Origin of the sequence: Noviluteimonas lactosilytica (genome assembly GCF_020866925.1) — a bacterium.
Taxonomy (GTDB): Bacteria; Pseudomonadota; Gammaproteobacteria; order Xanthomonadales; family Xanthomonadaceae; genus Noviluteimonas; species Noviluteimonas lactosilytica.
The window spans coordinates 92,530-107,917 of sequence record NZ_JAJGAK010000003.1 but is presented as its reverse complement, the minus strand read 5'-3'; the positions used below and the strand labels follow the sequence as shown (position 1 = coordinate 107,917).

The 15,388-nt window shown below is 67.1% G+C and carries 17 protein-coding genes; 12 read left to right on the top strand and 5 right to left on the bottom strand.

The window, feature by feature from the left end; translation table 11 throughout:
* From LK996_RS12430 to LK996_RS12415, 4 genes are all read left to right on the top strand, one after another.
* Positions 1-1,275 (top strand): cytochrome b, encoded by a 1,275-nt coding sequence (locus tag LK996_RS12430; protein WP_230527677.1) that lies wholly within the window; start codon positions 1-3, stop codon positions 1,273-1,275.
* Positions 1,268-2,032, top strand: coding sequence for a cytochrome c1 (locus LK996_RS12425; protein ID WP_425493773.1), 765 nt, complete (start codon positions 1,268-1,270; stop codon positions 2,030-2,032). Before LK996_RS12430 ends, LK996_RS12425 begins: the two co-directional genes overlap by 8 nt.
* Before the next feature lie 159 nt (positions 2,033-2,191).
* Positions 2,192-2,827, top strand: coding sequence for a glutathione S-transferase N-terminal domain-containing protein (locus LK996_RS12420; RefSeq protein ID WP_230527980.1), 636 nt, complete (start codon positions 2,192-2,194; stop codon positions 2,825-2,827).
* A 28-nt stretch (positions 2,828-2,855) separates the two neighbouring features.
* On the top strand, positions 2,856-3,311 hold the full coding sequence (locus tag LK996_RS12415; RefSeq protein WP_230527676.1) for a ClpXP protease specificity-enhancing factor: 456 nt from the start codon (positions 2,856-2,858) through the stop codon (positions 3,309-3,311).
* A gap of 64 nt (positions 3,312-3,375) precedes the next feature.
* On the opposite strand, the gene LK996_RS12410 is transcribed toward LK996_RS12415, so the two are convergent.
* Positions 3,376-3,702: a DUF3301 domain-containing protein gene (locus tag LK996_RS12410; protein WP_230527979.1), complete on the bottom strand. Its 327-nt coding sequence runs from the start codon at positions 3,700-3,702 to the stop codon at positions 3,376-3,378.
* Positions 3,703-3,781: 79 nt separating this feature from the next.
* On the opposite strand from LK996_RS12410, the gene LK996_RS12405 reads away from it, so the two are divergent.
* Entirely contained in the window at positions 3,782-4,564 is a 783-nt protein-coding gene (locus LK996_RS12405; protein WP_230527675.1) for an FHA domain-containing protein, read from the top strand.
* Here the strand turns inward: LK996_RS12405 and nadC are convergent.
* Both nadC and LK996_RS12395 read right to left on the bottom strand, forming a co-directional pair.
* Positions 4,561-5,442: a carboxylating nicotinate-nucleotide diphosphorylase gene (nadC, locus tag LK996_RS12400; RefSeq protein WP_230527674.1), complete on the bottom strand. Its 882-nt coding sequence runs from the start codon at positions 5,440-5,442 to the stop codon at positions 4,561-4,563. The two genes, LK996_RS12405 and nadC, sit on opposite strands and share 4 nt — an antisense overlap.
* Entirely contained in the window at positions 5,439-5,708 is a 270-nt protein-coding gene (locus tag LK996_RS12395) for a Trm112 family protein (RefSeq protein WP_230527673.1), read from the bottom strand. The genes nadC and LK996_RS12395 overlap by 4 nt, the downstream gene beginning before the upstream one ends.
* 81 nt (positions 5,709-5,789) lie before the next feature.
* On the opposite strand from LK996_RS12395, the gene purE reads away from it, so the two are divergent.
* The gene (gene purE / locus LK996_RS12390; protein WP_230527672.1) at positions 5,790-6,308 is read left to right on the top strand and encodes a 5-(carboxyamino)imidazole ribonucleotide mutase; all 519 of its coding nucleotides are present in this window, start codon (positions 5,790-5,792) and stop codon (positions 6,306-6,308) included.
* Positions 6,308-7,450 (top strand): 5-(carboxyamino)imidazole ribonucleotide synthase, encoded by a 1,143-nt coding sequence (locus tag LK996_RS12385; protein ID WP_230527671.1) that lies wholly within the window; start codon positions 6,308-6,310, stop codon positions 7,448-7,450. Before purE ends, LK996_RS12385 begins: the two co-directional genes overlap by 1 nt.
* A gap of 49 nt (positions 7,451-7,499) precedes the next feature.
* Here the strand turns inward: LK996_RS12385 and LK996_RS12380 are convergent, their stop codons facing one another.
* On the bottom strand, positions 7,500-8,078 hold the full coding sequence (locus LK996_RS12380; RefSeq protein ID WP_230527670.1) for a superoxide dismutase: 579 nt from the start codon (positions 8,076-8,078) through the stop codon (positions 7,500-7,502).
* 91 nt (positions 8,079-8,169) lie between these two features.
* Between LK996_RS12380 and grxD the strand changes: the two genes are divergently transcribed.
* The 5 genes from grxD (at position 8,170) to ppnN (ending at position 14,787) form a co-directional block, all read left to right on the top strand.
* A complete protein-coding gene (gene grxD, locus LK996_RS12375; protein ID WP_230527978.1) occupies positions 8,170-8,496 on the top strand; it encodes a Grx4 family monothiol glutaredoxin in 327 nt (108 codons plus the stop codon).
* Positions 8,493-9,239, top strand: coding sequence for an SDR family NAD(P)-dependent oxidoreductase (locus LK996_RS12370; RefSeq protein ID WP_230527669.1), 747 nt, complete (start codon positions 8,493-8,495; stop codon positions 9,237-9,239). The genes grxD and LK996_RS12370 overlap by 4 nt, the downstream gene beginning before the upstream one ends.
* A 28-nt stretch (positions 9,240-9,267) precedes the next feature.
* Complete coding sequence (locus LK996_RS12365; protein ID WP_230527668.1) at positions 9,268-9,873, top strand: MarC family protein; 606 nt, start codon at positions 9,268-9,270, stop codon at positions 9,871-9,873.
* 247 nt (positions 9,874-10,120) lie between these two features.
* Positions 10,121-13,306 (top strand): TonB-dependent receptor, encoded by a 3,186-nt coding sequence (locus LK996_RS12360; RefSeq protein ID WP_230527667.1) that lies wholly within the window; start codon positions 10,121-10,123, stop codon positions 13,304-13,306.
* Positions 13,307-13,401: 95 nt separating this feature from the next.
* Complete coding sequence (ppnN, locus tag LK996_RS12355) at positions 13,402-14,787, top strand: nucleotide 5'-monophosphate nucleosidase PpnN (RefSeq protein ID WP_305068728.1); 1,386 nt, start codon at positions 13,402-13,404, stop codon at positions 14,785-14,787.
* 34 nt (positions 14,788-14,821) lie between these two features.
* Here ppnN and LK996_RS12350 read toward each other — a convergent pair whose 3' ends face one another.
* Complete coding sequence (locus LK996_RS12350) at positions 14,822-15,283, bottom strand: type IV pilin protein (RefSeq protein ID WP_305068727.1); 462 nt, start codon at positions 15,281-15,283, stop codon at positions 14,822-14,824.
* Positions 15,284-15,388: the final 105 nt, after the last annotated feature.

Below are 15,388 nucleotides of genomic sequence, written 5' to 3'. Positions count from 1 at the left end.
ATGGCCAACGTCTTCTCCCGCACGACCACCCAGGTGATGGACTGGGTCAATGCGCGCGCCCCCGGCATGATGCCGGGTTACCGCAAGCACATGACCGAGTACTACGCGCCGAAAAACTTCAACGTCTGGTACTACTTCGGCTCGCTCGCGCTGGTCGTGCTGGTCAACCAGATCGTGACCGGCATCTTCCTGACGATGCACTTCAAGCCGTCCGCGGCCGAAGCGTTCTCGTCGGTCGAATACATCATGCGCGACGTGGAGTGGGGCTGGCTGATCCGGTACATGCATTCGACCGGCGCCTCGCTGTTCTTCATCTGCATCTACCTGCACATGTTCCGTGGCCTGATGTACGGCTCGTACCAGAAGCCGCGCGAGCTCGTGTGGGTCATCGGCATGGTGCTCTACCTCGTGCTCATGGCCGAAGCCTTCATGGGCTACGTGCTGCCGTGGGGCCAGATGTCGTTCTGGGGCGCGAAGGTGATCATCTCGCTCTTCGGCGCGATCCCGGTCATCGGTAACGGCCTGACCGAATGGATCATGGGCGACTACCTGCCGGGCGATGCGACGCTCAACCGCTTCTTCGCGCTGCACGTCATCGCGCTGCCGCTCGTCATCCTGCTGCTCGTCGTGCTGCACATCGGCGCGCTGCATGAAGTGGGTTCGAACAACCCCGACGGCGTCGACATCAAGAAGGGTCCGAAGGGCAATCGCTGGTCGCAGACCGCGCCGGCCGACGGCATCCCGTTCCACCCGTACTACACGACGGGCAAGGACCTGTTCGGCGTCGCGTTCTTCCTGATCATCGCGGCCTTCATCATCTTCTTCGAGCCGACCTTCGGCGGCTGGTTCCTGGAGCACGACAACTTCACGGAAGCCAATCGCTTGGTGACGCCGGAGCACATCAAGCCGGTGTGGTACTTCACGCCGTACTACGCGATGTTGCGCGTCATCCCGTCGTTCTTCGCGATCAAGCTCTGGGGCGTGATCGTGATGTTCGCGGCGATCGCGGTGCTGTTCCTGGTGCCGTGGCTCGACAAGTCGCCGGTGAAGTCCTACCGCTACCGCGGCTGGTTTTCCTGGCTGATGCTGATGATGCTGGCCGTGTGCTTCCTGTGGCTGGGCAAGATCGGCGCAGGTCCGGGTACCGACCCGTCCGAAGTGATCATCGGCCGCCTGCTGACCTTCCTGTACTTCGCCTTCTTCATCACCATGCCGATTTGGACCAAGCTCGACAAAACCAAGCCGGTGCCGGAACGGGTGACGATGCATGACTAACTTCTTCGTCCGCGCCGGCAAGGCCGCGGTGCTTGCCGCGGGTCTCGCTGTCATCAGCATGGCCGCGAGCTCAATGGCCCTCGCCTCCGGCGGCGGCAACCTCAAGCAGTCGGGCGCGCGCCTCGACGACCGCGCGTCGCTGCAGCGTGGCGCGCAGCTCTACATGAACTACTGCGCCGGCTGCCATTCGCTGAAGTACCTGCGCTACTCGCGCATGGCCGAAGACCTCGGCCTGACCGAGGAAGAAGTGCAGGCCAACCTCAACCTCACCGGCGCGAAGTTCGGCGAGACGATCGGCACCGCGATGACGCCGGAACACGCGCAGCAGGCCTTCGGCAAGATGCCGCCGGACCTGAGCCTGATCGCGCGCGTCCGCGGCAGCGACTGGATCTACACCTACCTCAAGTCGTTCTACCTGGACGAATCGCGCCCGGTCGGCTGGAACAACACGCTCTTCCCGAACGTGTCGATGCCGAACCCGCTGTGGGAAATGCAGGGCCTGCAGCACGCCGTGCTCGGCAAGGCCGGCCCCGGCGGCGAAGCGCACGTGGAGCGCCTGGAACTGCGCACGCCCGGCACGCAGGACGCCGAAGCGTTCGACCAGAGCGCCCGCGACATCACCGCTTTCCTGATGTACGCCGGCGAGCCGGCCGCCCTCAAGCGCCAGGGGATGGGCGTCTGGGTGATCCTGTTCCTCGCCGCGTTCACGATCCTCGCCTACCTCCTGAAGAAGGAATACTGGCGGGACGTGCACTAAGCGGAAGGAAGCACTCGTCCGGTCATTCCGGACGAGGGCCCCGGAAGAAGTCGCCAGGGGTGGCGACTTTTTTCGTTCCTGACGCTAGGCTCGGGAATCGTTGCGACCGTCCGCAAGGGGTGGACGGCGCCTGCCGAACGATCGAGGGAGAGATCGATGATGGCTGCGAGCCCGCGAATGCGTAATGCCCTGACGTTGTTCTCGTCGACGGACGACGTGCTCTGCCACCGCGTGCGCCTCGTGCTCGCGGCCAAAGGCGTCACCTACGACCTGATCCCGGTCGATCCGCAGAACCCGCCCGAAGATCTCATCGACCTCAACCCGTACCACTCGGTGCCGACGCTGGTCGAGCGCGAGCTGGTGCTGTACGCGGCCTCGGTCGTCACCGAATACCTCGACGAGCGCTACCCGCATCCGCCGCTGATGCCGGTCGACCCGCTGTCGCGCGCGCGCCTGCGCCTGGCGATGCTGCGCCTGGAACACGACTGGGTCCCGCAGGTCCAGGCCATCCAGCTCGGCAATCGCCAGCAGGCCGAGGCCGGCCGCAAGCGCCTGAAGGAACTGCTGACCGCGTCGGTCCCGCTGTTCAAGGCCAGCAAGTTCTTCCTGAACCCGGAAATGAGCCTCGCCGACTGCGCGATGGCCCCGATCATCTGGCGCCTGGAATCGCTGGACGTTCCGTTGCCGAAGGACGGCAAGGTCATCGAGGATTACGGCAACCGCATCTTCCGCAACCCGGGCTTCATCCGCAGCCTCACCGAACAGGAAAAGAAACTGCGCGCGCTGCCGGTCTGACGCTGGTGCGGAGCGCTAGACTCGGCCCATGAGCGAAGAAAGCACCGACGACAACACGCCGGCGATGACCAGCCACCGCCCGTACCTGTTGCGGGCGCTCAACGAGTGGATCGCCGACAACGGGATGACGCCGCACCTGCTCGTCGACGCGACGCGTTCCGGCGTGCAGGTTCCGCCGCAGGCAGTGAGCGACGGCAAGGTCGTGCTCAACATCGCCGAACGCGCCGTCGCGCGCCTGCTGATCGACAACGATGCGGTGAGCTTCACCGCGCGCTTCGGTGGCGTCAGCCATCCCGTGATCGTGCCGATCTCCGCGGTGCTGGCGATCTACGCGCGCGAAACCGGCCAGGGCATGGCGTTGCCCGACGACCCGAGCGGCCCGCACGACGAACCCGAACCGACGCCGCCGACGGACGCGACACCCGACGCGCATGGCACGCACCCCACGCCGCCAAGGCGTGGGCATCTGCGCGTCATCAAGTAGCGCATCGCGCCAATAGATGGCCGAAGTTTGCGCAGCAAACTTCGGGTTGCACTGAGGCGTTGCCTTAGTGCAACTGCACGACGTTGGCTGCGCGCGTAGGGCCAGCGAACGACACCAGCCGCGTGCCACGCAACACCATGCGACCGACATGCCGGTCGCTGCCGTCGTACGAATACTCGAAGCGGAACGTCCGCTCGAATCCGAGCCATCCGTCTTCGCCGCGCTGCAGGCGCATGCCCGCGGCGTGCACGGTCTGGTCGAGCCATTGCACGCCGGCCGACCGACATGCATCGCGTCCCAACGCTTCCGCGCGCTCCGCGGCCGCGCGCCCCGCGCTCCAGTACGCGAACACGAGGCCTGCGACGATCATCACAACCAATAGACTTCCCATCTCCTTAATGTGACGGCGCATCGGCGCCCCTGCAAGGCCGCGCCGCCCAACCACGCAGGATGCGAACGGAGCCGCGCGCATGAAACTCGTCTTCCCGGGCGGAGAACACCCCCAGGTGTTGCTCGGACCAGGCGTCAATCGCATCGGCTCCGATCCGCGCGCCAACATCGTGCTCGATCGCCCCGGCGTATTGCCGCAGCACTGCCAACTGCACGTGACCCCGAGCGGCGTGATGCTCGATGTGCCGCACGGCACGTCGGTCACCGTCAACGGTCGCCGGGTCGATGGCCTGATCGCGCTGCGCCCCGGCGACAGCGTCGCGTTCGACGGCGTCGAAGCGCGGCTGTCGTCGATGGAATCCGCGGCGGCCGTGCGCCACCAGGCGGGCGTCGCCGGCCGCCTGCCCGAATCGGCGAACGACGATCCCGGCGCCACCGCGGTGCGCCCCGTGCTGCCGCGTTACGTGCTGCGTGGCGTGTCGGGCGAAGCGTTCGGTCGCACGTACCCGATCCACGGCAGCACCACCGTCGGGCGCGCCGACGAATGCAGCCTGCGCATCGACGAGCCCGGCATGTCGCGCATGCATGCGCGCCTGCTTCCGGTCGACGACGGCGTGCTGATCGAAGACCTCGGTTCGACCAACGGGTGCTTCCTCAATGGCAAGCGCGTGCTGCGCGGCGAAGCGCGCGTGGGCGACGAGATCGGGTTCGACACGATGCGCTTCCGCGTGATCGCGCCGGGCCAGAGCGACACGCACCACGAGGACGCGCACGTTGGCGAGGCGAAGCCCAACCGCACATGGATGCTGGTCGCCGGCATCGCCATCGCGGCCGGCGCCGTGTTGCTCGTCGCCTTCCTCTAACTGCGGCGACCGAGCTTCAGCGAGAGATCGATCGCGCGGACGTGCTTGGTCAGTCCGCCGATCGAGATGCATTCGACGCCGTCCTCGGCGATCGCGCGCACCGTGTCGAGGTCCACGCCGCCCGAGACTTCGAGCGGGATGCGGCCGTTCGCGCGACGCACCGCCTCGCGACGCGCGGCGGTATCGAAGTCGTCGATCAGGATGCGCTCGCAGCCCTCGCGCAGCGCTTCGTCGAGTTGATCGAGCGTTTCCACTTCGACGATCAACGGCAGCGACGGTTGCGCGGCGCGCGCGTTGCGAATCGCCGCGGTGAGCGAACCCGCGGCGCGCACGTGGTTTTCCTTGAGCATCACCGCATCGAACAGGCCCATGCGGTGGTTCACGCCGCCGCCGACCCGCACCGCGTACTTCTGCGCGACGCGCAGGCCGGGGATGGTCTTGCGCGTGTCGAGGATCGCCGCGCCCGTGCGTTCGACCGCGGCGACGAAGTCGGCGGTCGCGGTCGCGGTGCCGCTGAGCGTCTGCAGGAAATTGAGCGACGCGCGTTCGGCGCTGACCAGGGCGCGGGCGCGACCTTCGAGCGTCGCGATCACGGTGCCGGCGCGCACGCGGTCGCCTTCGGCGATGTGCCAGGCGATCGCGACTTCGGGATCCAGCGCGCGGTGGCAAGCGTCGAACCACGGCCTGCCGCAGATGACCGCCGGTTCCTTGCAGATCAGGTACGCGGTGTCGCGGACGTCGGGCAGCAGCGCCGCGGTGACGTCGCCGTCGCCGAGGTCTTCGGCGAGCGCGCGGGCCACGTCGGCGGTCACGACCTCGACCGGCGGAGGGCTGATGTCGACGGGCCGGCCGTCGACGCGGTCGCCAGGCGTGCTCATGCCGGCGGGAAGTCCGGGACCTGGCCGGTCGCGATCGCTTCCTCGGCGAGCAGCACCGGGATGCCGTCGTCGATCCGGTAGACCAGCTTGCGGTCGCGCGTGACGAGCGCCTCGCGCAGCGCTTCGCCCTGCGGTTGGCCGTCGGTGCGCGCGATGCCGCCCGCGGCGATCGCCGAATTCAGCGCGGAAAGGCCCTTCGCGTCGAGCATCGCCAGCGGCTGGCGCGTGGCGGGGCAGGCGAGGATGTCCAGGAGCTTGCGGTCCATGTGCGCGGCGCGGGGGCAGGGGATCGGAAGGGCCGCTAGAATACCCCCCTTCGCAGAAGGCGCCAGTCGCACGGGAACGCCATGGCCTCAAAGGAAGACGCGCCGAACGCCGCCGCGCCGCTGGTCGGCATCGTCATGGGCTCACGCTCCGATTGGGAGACGATGCAGCACGCGGCGCAGAAACTCGACGCGCTGGGCGTGCCGCACGAAGTGCGCATCGTCTCGGCGCACCGCACGCCCGACGTGCTGTTCGACTATGCGGCGACCGCGCAGTCGCGTGGCCTGCGCGCGATCATCGCCGGCGCCGGCGGCGCCGCGCACCTGCCGGGCATGCTCGCCGCCAAGACCGCGGTGCCGGTGCTCGGCGTGCCCGTGCAGAGCAAGGCGCTCAACGGCATGGATTCGCTGCTGTCGATCGTGCAGATGCCCGCGGGCATCCCGGTCGCGACGTTCGCCATCGGCAATGCCGGCGCGGCGAATGCGGCGTTGTTCGCGGCCGCGCTGCTCGCTTCCTCGCATCCGCAGATCGGCGCTTCGCTCGAAGCGTTCCGCTCGCGCCAGACCGACGACGTCGCCAACAACGACGATCCTCGCAAGTAATGACGACCGTAGGCATCCTCGGCGGCGGGCAACTCGCCCGCATGCTCGCTCTTTCCGGCGCGCCGCTCGGCTTGCGCTTCCTCGTGATGGACACCGTCGCCGACGCATGCGCCGGGCAGTTCGCGCCGATGATCGTCGGCGACTGGCGCGACGAACGCGCGCTCTCGGAGTTCGCGTCGAAGATCGACGTGGCGACGTTCGACTTCGAGAACGTGCCCGCCGAATCCGCGCAGTGGCTCGCCGAACGCGTGCCGGTGTTCCCGAGTCCGCGCGCGCTCGCCATGGCGCAGGACCGCCTCGCCGAAAAGACCCTGTTCCGCGAACTCGGCATCCCGGTGCCGCCGTTCTCCGCGATCGATTCGCGCGAAGGCCTCGATGCCGCGCTCGATGCGATCGGCACGCCGTGCATCCTCAAGACGCGCAGGCTCGGTTACGACGGCAAGGGCCAGTTCCGCCTGAAGACGCGCAGCGATGCCGATGCGGCGTGGGATGCGCTCGGTGGCCAGGCGCAGACCGTCGGCCTGATCCTCGAAGGGTTCGTTGCGTTCGAGAAGGAAGTCAGCGTCGTCGCCGTGCGCGGCCGCGATGGCGAATTCCGCGCATGGCCGCTCACGCAGAACTGGCACGTCGACGGCGTGCTGTCCGCGAGCCTCGCGCCCGCGCCGGTGTCGGCCGAACTCGAAGCGTCGGCGGTGGCGCATGCGCGCGCGCTGGCCGACGCGCTCGACTACGTCGGCGTGTTCGCGCTCGAGCTGTTCTGCGACAACGGCGTGCTGCTCGCCAACGAACTCGCGCCGCGCGTGCACAACTCCGGCCACTGGACGATCGAAGGCAGCGAGACCTCGCAGTTCCAGAACCACCTGCGCGCGGTGCTCGGCCTGCCGCTCGGCGCGACGCGCATGGTCGGCGAAGCGTGCATGCTCAACTGGATCGGCACGATGCCCGATGCCAGCGCCGTGCTTGCCGAACCCGGCGGCCACTGGCACGACTACGGCAAGGAAGCGCGCACGGGCCGCAAAGTCGGCCACGCGACGCTGCGCGCGGATACCGAAGCGGAGCTGGCGCAGACGCTGGCGCGTGTCGGCAAGTCGCTGGATCGGATGGCGCAGGTGCAGCCAGTGATCGACGCGCTGAAGCGATAAAAAAAGCCCCGCGAAAGCGGGGCTTTTTCGTTGCGGGATCCGCAATCGCTCAGCGCATCTGGCTCGCGACAAAATCCCAATTGACGACGTTCCAGAAATTCTCGACGTACTTCGGCCGCGCATTGCGATAGTCGATGTAGTACGCGTGTTCCCACACGTCGCACGTCATCAGCGGCACGTCCTCGCCGGTGATCGGCGTGGCGGCGTTCGGCGTGCTGACCAGCGCGAGCGCGCCGTCGGGGCGCTGCACGAGCCAGGCCCAGCCGGAGCCGAAGGTCTTGATCGCGACGTCGGTGAACTGTTCCTTGAACTTCGAGAAGTCGCCGAACGCCTTGTTGATCCCGTCCGCGAGCTTGCCCTGCGGTTCGCCGCCGCCGTTGGGCTTCATGCAGTTCCAGTAGAACGTGTGGTTCCAGACCTGCGCGGCGTTGTTGAACATGCCGCCCTGCGACTTGCGGACGATCTCCACCAGGTCCATCGACTCGAACTCGGTGCCGGCGATCAGCTTGTTGAGGTTGTCCACGTAGGCCTTGTGGTGCTTGCCGTGGTGGTAATCCAGCGTTTCAGCCGAGATGTGGGGCTCCAGACCGGTGCGGTCGTAGGGCAGGGGGGGCAGCTCGATCGCCATGTCGAAACTCCTTGGGGGGCGGTGAAGACTTACAATTCTAGCCCCACGTCGCGTCAAGCCATCTTCCGGAGCCACCATGTCCCTGCAGTCCGTGCCCATCCAGGAGCGCATCCGGGCCGAAGTCACCGGCCATCCCATCGTGCTCTTCATGAAAGGCACGCCGCAGTTCCCGATGTGCGGCTTCTCCAGCCGGGCCGTGCAGGCGCTGCGCGCCGCCGGTGCTTCGGCTTCGCAGCTGCACACCGTCAACGTGCTCGAAGAGCCGGAGATCCGCGCGAACCTGCCGCGTTACTCGGATTGGCCGACGTTCCCGCAGTTGTTCATCAACGGCGAACTCATCGGCGGTTGCGACATCACCTGCGAGCTCGCCGAAGCCGGCGAGCTGGCGCGGATGATCTCGGAAGCGCAGAAAGCGTGAGTGTCGATTACGACCAGGCGCCGCTCGCCGGACGCGTGATCCTGGTGACGGGCGCGCATGGCGGGCTCGGCACCGCGGCCTCGAAGGCCTGCGCGCGCGCCGGCGCGACCGTCGTGCTGATGGGCCGCCGCGTGCGCCAGCTCGAACGCCTGCACGATGCGATCGCCGCGGTGTCGAAGGCGCCCGTGCTGTATCCGCTCGACATGGAAGGCGCTTCGCCCGACGACTACAACGAACTCGCGCAGCGCATCGACGACAACTACGGCCGCCTCGACGGCCTGCTGCATTGCGCCGCCGATTTCCGCGGGCTCACGCCGATCGAGCACACCGATCCCGCTGCGTTCGCGCGCTCGGTGCACATCGGCGTGACCGCGCCGACCTGGCTGACGCAGGCGTGCCTGCCGGTGCTGCGCAAGTCGAAGGATGCGTCGGTGGTGTTCGTCGTCGACGACCTCACCCGCGTGTCCGGTGCGTACTGGGGCGGCTACGGCGTCGCCCAGCACGCGCGCGTCGGCCTGGTGTCGACGCTGCACGCGGAACTCGGCAAGACCTCGGTCCGCGTCGCGGGCCTGCAGCCGGGCCCGATGCGCACCGGGCTGCGCGCGAAGGCGTTCGTCGACGACATGGACCGCGACGCACGCGATCCCGCGTTCGCCGCCGATGCATGCGTCGAATTGCTCTCGCCCGCGGGCGCCGAATATCGCGGCGAAATCGCGCAGGGCGCGTCGGGTTCGCTCGAATGACGGCACCCGACCACAGGGACGTGATCGCATGACCATCGCTTCCGCCGCGCTGCTGCTGTTCCTGATCCTCGATCCGCTCGGGAACATCCCGGTGTTCCTCGGGCTGCTCAAGCCGTTGCCGCCCGCGCGCCGGCGCATCGTGCTCGCGCGCGAACTGCTGATCGCGCTGGTCGTGCTGATGCTGTTCCTGTGGGGCGGCAAGTACGCGCTGGAGTTGATGCACCTGCGCCAGGAATCGGTATCGATCGCCGGCGGCATCGTGCTGTTCCTGATCGGCCTGCGCATGATCTTCCCGCCGCCGGAAGGCCTGATGGGCGACATCCCCGGCGGCGAACCCTTCATCGTGCCTATGGCGATCCCGCTGGTCGCCGGTCCCTCGGGCATGGCCGCGGTGATGCTGATGGGCAGCAACGAGCCCGCACGCCTGTCCGAATGGAGCGTCGCGCTGCTGATCGCATGGGGCGCCACCGCGGCGATCCTGTTCTCGGCGACGTTCCTCTATCGCTGGCTCGGCACCCGCGTGCTGATCGCGGTCGAGCGCCTGATGGGCATGCTGCTGGTCGCGATCTCGGTGCAGATGTTCCTCGACGGGCTCGGCACCTACGTGACCAGCACGATCAGTCCCGGTGCCTGATCCCCGGGCGCCTGAGTCCGGGAACGCTGAAGCGTTCAGCCACCACACGTCGGATCGGGGGCCGTCAAGGCGGTCATGTCCCGGTAATGCACTGAATCTATGGTGTTAAACTGTAGTTAACGTCGCGGGGCGCCACACGCGCTCCCGACCGGGGGAACACCCTTTTCGTACGGCCTTCATGCACGCAGACGGACCTGCGGCGGAGGGCTGCGCTTGCCTGCATCACCATCCCACCGAGGTTTTCCAGATGACTGATCGAAATCGCGTCCGGCTCTCGAAGCTGTCCGTGGCGCTCATTGCCGCCCTCGCCGCGGCGCCCGTGTTCGCGCAGAGCACCTCCGCCGGCCTCGGCGGTCGCGTCCTCGATGCGAGCGGCCAGCCGGTCGCCGGCGCGCAGGTGACGATCCTGCATGCCGAGTCGAACACGAGCAGCACCGTCACGACCGATGCGAATGGCCGATTCTCCGCACGCGGTCTCCGCGTCGGCGGCCCGTACACGATCACCGCGACCAGCGCCGCGGGCACCGACATCGAGCAGGGCATCTACCTGCAGCTGTCCGCCGCGAACAACGTCAACCTCGAACTCGCCGCCGCGGCCACGCAGCTCGACGCCGTGACCGTCACCGGCACGCCGACGGTCTTCAGCCCCGACAAGATGGGCACGGGCACCAGCCTGACGCGCGCGCAGATCGAAGCCGCGCCGTCGATCAACCGCAACATCCAGGATTCGATGCGCCTCGACCCGCGCGTCGTGCAGACGAGCAAGGCGGACGGCGCGATCTCCGCCGGCGGCCAGAACTCGCGCTACAACGCGATCCGCGTCGACGGCGTGTCGGTCAGCGACACCTTCGGCCTCGAAGCCAACAACATGCAGACGCGTCGCCAGCCGGTGTCGATCGACGCCATCGAAGCGATGACCGTCGACCTCGCCAACTACGACGTCACCATCACCGGCGCGACCGGCGCGGTGGTCGACGCGGTGACGAAGTCGGGCACCAACGACTTCCACGGCACCGTCTACGGCGTGTACCGCAACGACAGCATGGTCGGCGACAACCCCGACGGCAGCGACTTCACCGGCTTCAACGACGAGAAGACGTACGGCGCGACGTTCGGCGGTCCGCTGATGAAGGACAAGCTGTTCTTCTTCTTCAACTACGAGAAGTTCGAGCAGGGCGCGCCGGGTCCGAACCTCACCGCCGGCCCGCTGGGCAACGGCCAGATCACGCGCGACGACGTCGCCGAGATCCAGGATATCGCGCAGAGCGTCTACGGCTTCGATGCCGGCGCGCTCGGCGCCGACAGCCTGGAAACGAGCGTCGAGGAATACGCGCTCAAGCTCGACTGGAACATCACCGACACGCAGCGCGCGTCGTTCCGCTACTCCACGCTCGACCAGAACACCGCGCGCGTGCAGGGCTTCAGCGGCACCACCGCTTCGCTGAGCTCGAACTGGTTCAACCACCTCAAGACGGTCGACTCCTACGTCGGCCAGCTCTTCAGCGACTGGACCGACACCCTGTCGACCGAGTTGAAGGTCTCGTATCGCGAATACGCCGCAGTGCGCGATCCGCTCGCGAAGCTGCCGTCGATCCGCATCGGCTTCGGCGACGTCACGGTCGACGGCCTCGCCGGTTCGCCGTTCCTCGACTTCGGCACCGAGCTCAACACGCACTACAACCTGCTCGAAACCGAAACGTGGGATACGTTCGGCGCCGCCAACTGGTACCTCGGCGACCACACGGTGAAGTTCGGCTTCGACTACGAATCCAACGACATCTACAACCTGTTCGGACCGCAGCAGTTCGGCGTCTACGAGTTCAACTCCATCGAAGACTTCCGCAACGGCACGTGGTCGCACTACCAGCTGCGCACGCCGCAGCCGGGCCAGCCGCTCGACAGCATCGCGGCGAAGTACACGCATGAGAACCTCGGCCTGTTCGCGCAGGACACCTGGAACGTCTCGCCGAACCTGACGCTGAACTTCGGCCTGCGCGTCGACACCCCGATGATCGACGACGTGCCGCAGTACAACGCGGTCGCGCAGGAGGTCTACGGTTACGACAACAGCGTGACCATCGACGGCCAGGAACTGTGGCAGCCGCGCTTCGGCTTCAACTACACCTTCGACAGCGAGCGCCCGACGCAGCTGCGCGGCGGCATCGGCCTGTTCGGCGGCGCGGCGGCGGAAGTGTGGATCGGCAACTCGTTCAGCGCGACCGGCCTCAACGTCGTGCAGTACGACCAGTTCTTCGACGACGACGAGAACTCCGAGCAGCTGCCGTTCAACCCGGATCCGCTCAACCCGCCGGTCCCGGCGAACCCGGCGTTCGCGCGCATGAACGTCAACTTCATGTCGCCCGACCTGGAACAGCCGTCGGTGTGGAAGACGAACCTCGCGTTCGACACCGAGCTGCCGTGGTTCGGCGCGGTGTTCAGCGCCGAGTTGCTGCTGACCGAAGTCAAGACGGGCCTGGCCTATGACCGCCTCGACATCGGCGCGCCGACCGGCGTCGGCCAGGACGGCCGCCTGCTGTACTGGCGCAACCCGGTCACGGGCGGCGGCGGCGCGCGCGCCAATCGCGACTCGCGCTTCGGCGACGTGATCCTGCTCCGTCCGACCGACAAGGGCCGCACGCAGCAGATGACGTTCGGCCTCGAGAAGCCGGTCGACGACGTGTGGGGCTGGTCGCTGTCGTACACCTGGACCGATGCGACGGAAGTGAGCCCGCTGCTCAGCTCGACGGCCACGTCGAACTTCAACAACCGCTCGATCTTCCAGCCGAACGAAGACGTCGCGTCGACCTCGAACTTCGAGATCAAGGACCGCGTGCTCGGCACGATCACCTGGCACCACAACTTCTTCAGCGACTACAGGACCGAAGTGTCGGGCGTGTACGAAGGCCGCAGCGGTCGCCCGTACAGCTGGGTGTATTCGAACGACACCAACGGCGACAGTCGCGTCAACGACCTGTTCTACGTGCCGGCCGGCCGCGGCGACGTGCTCTTCACCGGCGGCGCGGCGATGGAAGACGCGTTCTTCCAGTACCTGTCCACCACCGACATCGCCAACAGCATGGGTTCGGTCGTCTCGCGCAACAGTTCGCGCGCGGGTTGGGTGAACTCGTTCGACCTGCGCATCAGCCAGGAGCTGCCGGGCTTCTTCGAGGGCCACAAGTCGCAGATCTGGCTCGACGTCATGAACATCGGCAACCTGATCAACAACGACTGGGGCCAGATCAACGACTACGGCTTCTTCGCCGACAAGTCGATCCTGGCGTACGCGGGCATCGACGAAGCGACCGGCAAGTACATCTACAACTTCGACCCGGCGCGCGTCGAACAGGCCGTCGCGGCCAACACCAACGGCGACGGCATCAACGTCGGCGTGTCGCAGTGGTCGCTGCAGGTCGGCTTCCGCTACGAGTTCTGATCCGGCTGCAATCGCGATGATTCGGAAACGGCCGGGGCGACCCGGCCGTTTTCGTTTCGCATCGACTTGCGCGGCGTTGCGCTAAAGTCGCCGCCATGGATACCCCCGAAATCGAAACCCGCCCCATGCTTCCTACCGTCGATGCGCGCATCTATCCGCGCGGCGGCCTCGATGTCCTCTCGCGCGCCGAAGTCGCGCGCCTGCGCGATGCGTCCGCGGGCGGCATGCACGACCTGCTGCGCCGTTGCGCGCTCGCGGTGCTGACCAGCGGCAGCGCGTCCGACGATCCGCGCGCCGCGCAAGAGCTCTACCCCGACTTCGACATCGAAGTGCTGCAGCAGGATCGTGGCGTGCGCATCGACCTGCATCGCGCGCCGGCGATGGCGTTCGTCGACGGCGAGATCATCCGCGGCGTCGCCGAACTGTTGTTCGCGGTCGTGCGCGACCTCGCGTACACGGCGATCGAACTCGGCGAAAACCGCGACCTCGCGACCACGGACGGCATCACCGATGCCGTTTTCGGCTTGCTGCGCAACGCGCGCGTGCTGCATCCGGCCGAACCCAACCTCGTCGTGTGCTGGGGCGGCCATTCGATCGGCCGCGACGAATATCTCTACACGAAGCAGGTCGGCTACGAGCTCGGCCTGCGCGGCCTCGACATCTGCACGGGCTGCGGCCCCGGTGCGATGAAGGGCCCGATGAAGGGCGCGACGATCGCGCACGCGAAGCAGCGCCGCCGCACGATGCGCTACATCGGCATCACCGAGCCCGGGATCATCGCGGCCGAATCGCCGAACCCGATCGTCAACCACCTGGTGATCATGCCGGACATCGAGAAGCGCCTCGAAGCGTTCGTGCGCATGGGCCACGGCATCATCGTGTTCCCCGGCGGCGTGGGCACGGCGGAGGAGATCCTCTACCTGCTCGGCATCCTGCTGCGCGAGGAGAACGAAGGCCTTCCGTTCCCGCTGATCCTGACCGGCCCGACCGCGTCGGCGCCGTACTTCGAGCAGATCGACCAGTTCCTGCGCCTGACGCTGGGCGAAGCCGCGACGTCGCGCTACGAGATCATCGTCGGCGATCCGCCGAAGGTCGCCAAGCGAATGGCGCAGTGGGTGCGCAAGGTGAAGGAGTACCGCGTCGCCCACAAGGATTCGTTCTACTTCAACTGGGCGATGCACGTGCCGCTGGAGTTCCAGCAACCCTTCGTGCCCACGCACGAAGCGATGGCCGCGCTCGACCTGCACCATGGGCGCAAGTCGCACGAAATCGCCGCCGACCTGCGCCGCGCGTTCTCCGGCATCGTCGCCGGCAACGTGAAGGAAGAGGGGATGCGTCGCATCGAGGAGCGGGGGCCGTTCGAGATCCACGGCGACCGCGACATGATGGAAGCGCTGGATGCGCTGCTGCGCGCGTTCGTGCAGCAGCGCCGGATGAAGATCGCCGGCGAGTACCGGCCCTGCTATCGCGTCGTGACGTGATGCGTCGCGTGACGCACCACGTCGACGCGGTGCGTCACTTGCGCCAGCAGTAGTCTTCGTCGCCGCTGCTGACGTTCTTGTCGATCACGCCGGCGCCCATGCTGATGCTGAAGTTGCCGCACTTCGGGTCGTTGGCCAGGTCGCCCTTGCGCGTGGCGAGGATCGTGTAGCTGGTGGCCGCGCTCGCCGGAATGGTGATCGTGTAGTTCTTCAGCCCGCCGTTGTAGCCCGTGCCGCCGTCGGTGAAGAGATTGGCCATCGTGCCGTAAGCCGGATGATCCGCGCGCCAGCTCTCCTGGCGCAGTTGCAGGTCGCCCAGCGCCTGCATCGCTTCGGCGCGTTTGCCCTTGCGCACCTGCTCGGCATACATCGGCAACGCGATCATCGCGAGGATCGCGACCACCGCGACCACGATCATCAACTCGATCAAAGTGAAGCCGAACGGACGACGGGCGGCGCGCTTCGAAGGACGCGCGGCGAGAGTTGTGGACTGCATCACGTTTTCCCCTGGTTGACCCCGAAAGATGCTAACTCCGCGCGCAAAGGTGCGCAAAACCGCCCGTTCCCACTATCGCCCCGACTGTCGGTAAATGGTGGATCG

What these genes read in the sequence shown, in the direction of transcription:
- LK996_RS12360 (WP_230527667.1), top strand. Translation starts at nt 10,121, where the DNA reads ATGACTGATCGAAATCGCGTCCGGCTCTCGAAGCTGTCCGTGGCGCTC.
- ppnN (WP_305068728.1), top strand. Translation starts at nt 13,402, where the DNA reads ATGGATACCCCCGAAATCGAAACCCGCCCCATGCTTCCTACCGTCGAT.
- LK996_RS12430 (WP_230527677.1), top strand. Translation starts at nt 1, where the DNA reads ATGGCCAACGTCTTCTCCCGCACGACCACCCAGGTGATGGACTGGGTC.
- nadC (WP_230527674.1), bottom strand. Translation starts at nt 5,442, where the DNA reads ATGAGCACGCCTGGCGACCGCGTCGACGGCCGGCCCGTCGACATCAGC.
- LK996_RS12405 (WP_230527675.1), top strand. Translation starts at nt 3,782, where the DNA reads ATGAAACTCGTCTTCCCGGGCGGAGAACACCCCCAGGTGTTGCTCGGA.
- LK996_RS12420 (WP_230527980.1), top strand. Translation starts at nt 2,192, where the DNA reads ATGGCTGCGAGCCCGCGAATGCGTAATGCCCTGACGTTGTTCTCGTCG.
- LK996_RS12365 (WP_230527668.1), top strand. Translation starts at nt 9,268, where the DNA reads ATGACCATCGCTTCCGCCGCGCTGCTGCTGTTCCTGATCCTCGATCCG.
- LK996_RS12425 (WP_425493773.1), top strand. Translation starts at nt 1,268, where the DNA reads ATGACTAACTTCTTCGTCCGCGCCGGCAAGGCCGCGGTGCTTGCCGCG.
- LK996_RS12395 (WP_230527673.1), bottom strand. Translation starts at nt 5,708, where the DNA reads ATGGACCGCAAGCTCCTGGACATCCTCGCCTGCCCCGCCACGCGCCAG.
- LK996_RS12380 (WP_230527670.1), bottom strand. Translation starts at nt 8,078, where the DNA reads ATGGCGATCGAGCTGCCCCCCCTGCCCTACGACCGCACCGGTCTGGAG.
- LK996_RS12410 (WP_230527979.1), bottom strand. Translation starts at nt 3,702, where the DNA reads ATGGGAAGTCTATTGGTTGTGATGATCGTCGCAGGCCTCGTGTTCGCG.
- LK996_RS12415 (WP_230527676.1), top strand. Translation starts at nt 2,856, where the DNA reads ATGAGCGAAGAAAGCACCGACGACAACACGCCGGCGATGACCAGCCAC.
- LK996_RS12350 (WP_305068727.1), bottom strand. Translation starts at nt 15,283, where the DNA reads ATGCAGTCCACAACTCTCGCCGCGCGTCCTTCGAAGCGCGCCGCCCGT.
- purE (WP_230527672.1), top strand. Translation starts at nt 5,790, where the DNA reads ATGGCCTCAAAGGAAGACGCGCCGAACGCCGCCGCGCCGCTGGTCGGC.
- LK996_RS12385 (WP_230527671.1), top strand. Translation starts at nt 6,308, where the DNA reads ATGACGACCGTAGGCATCCTCGGCGGCGGGCAACTCGCCCGCATGCTC.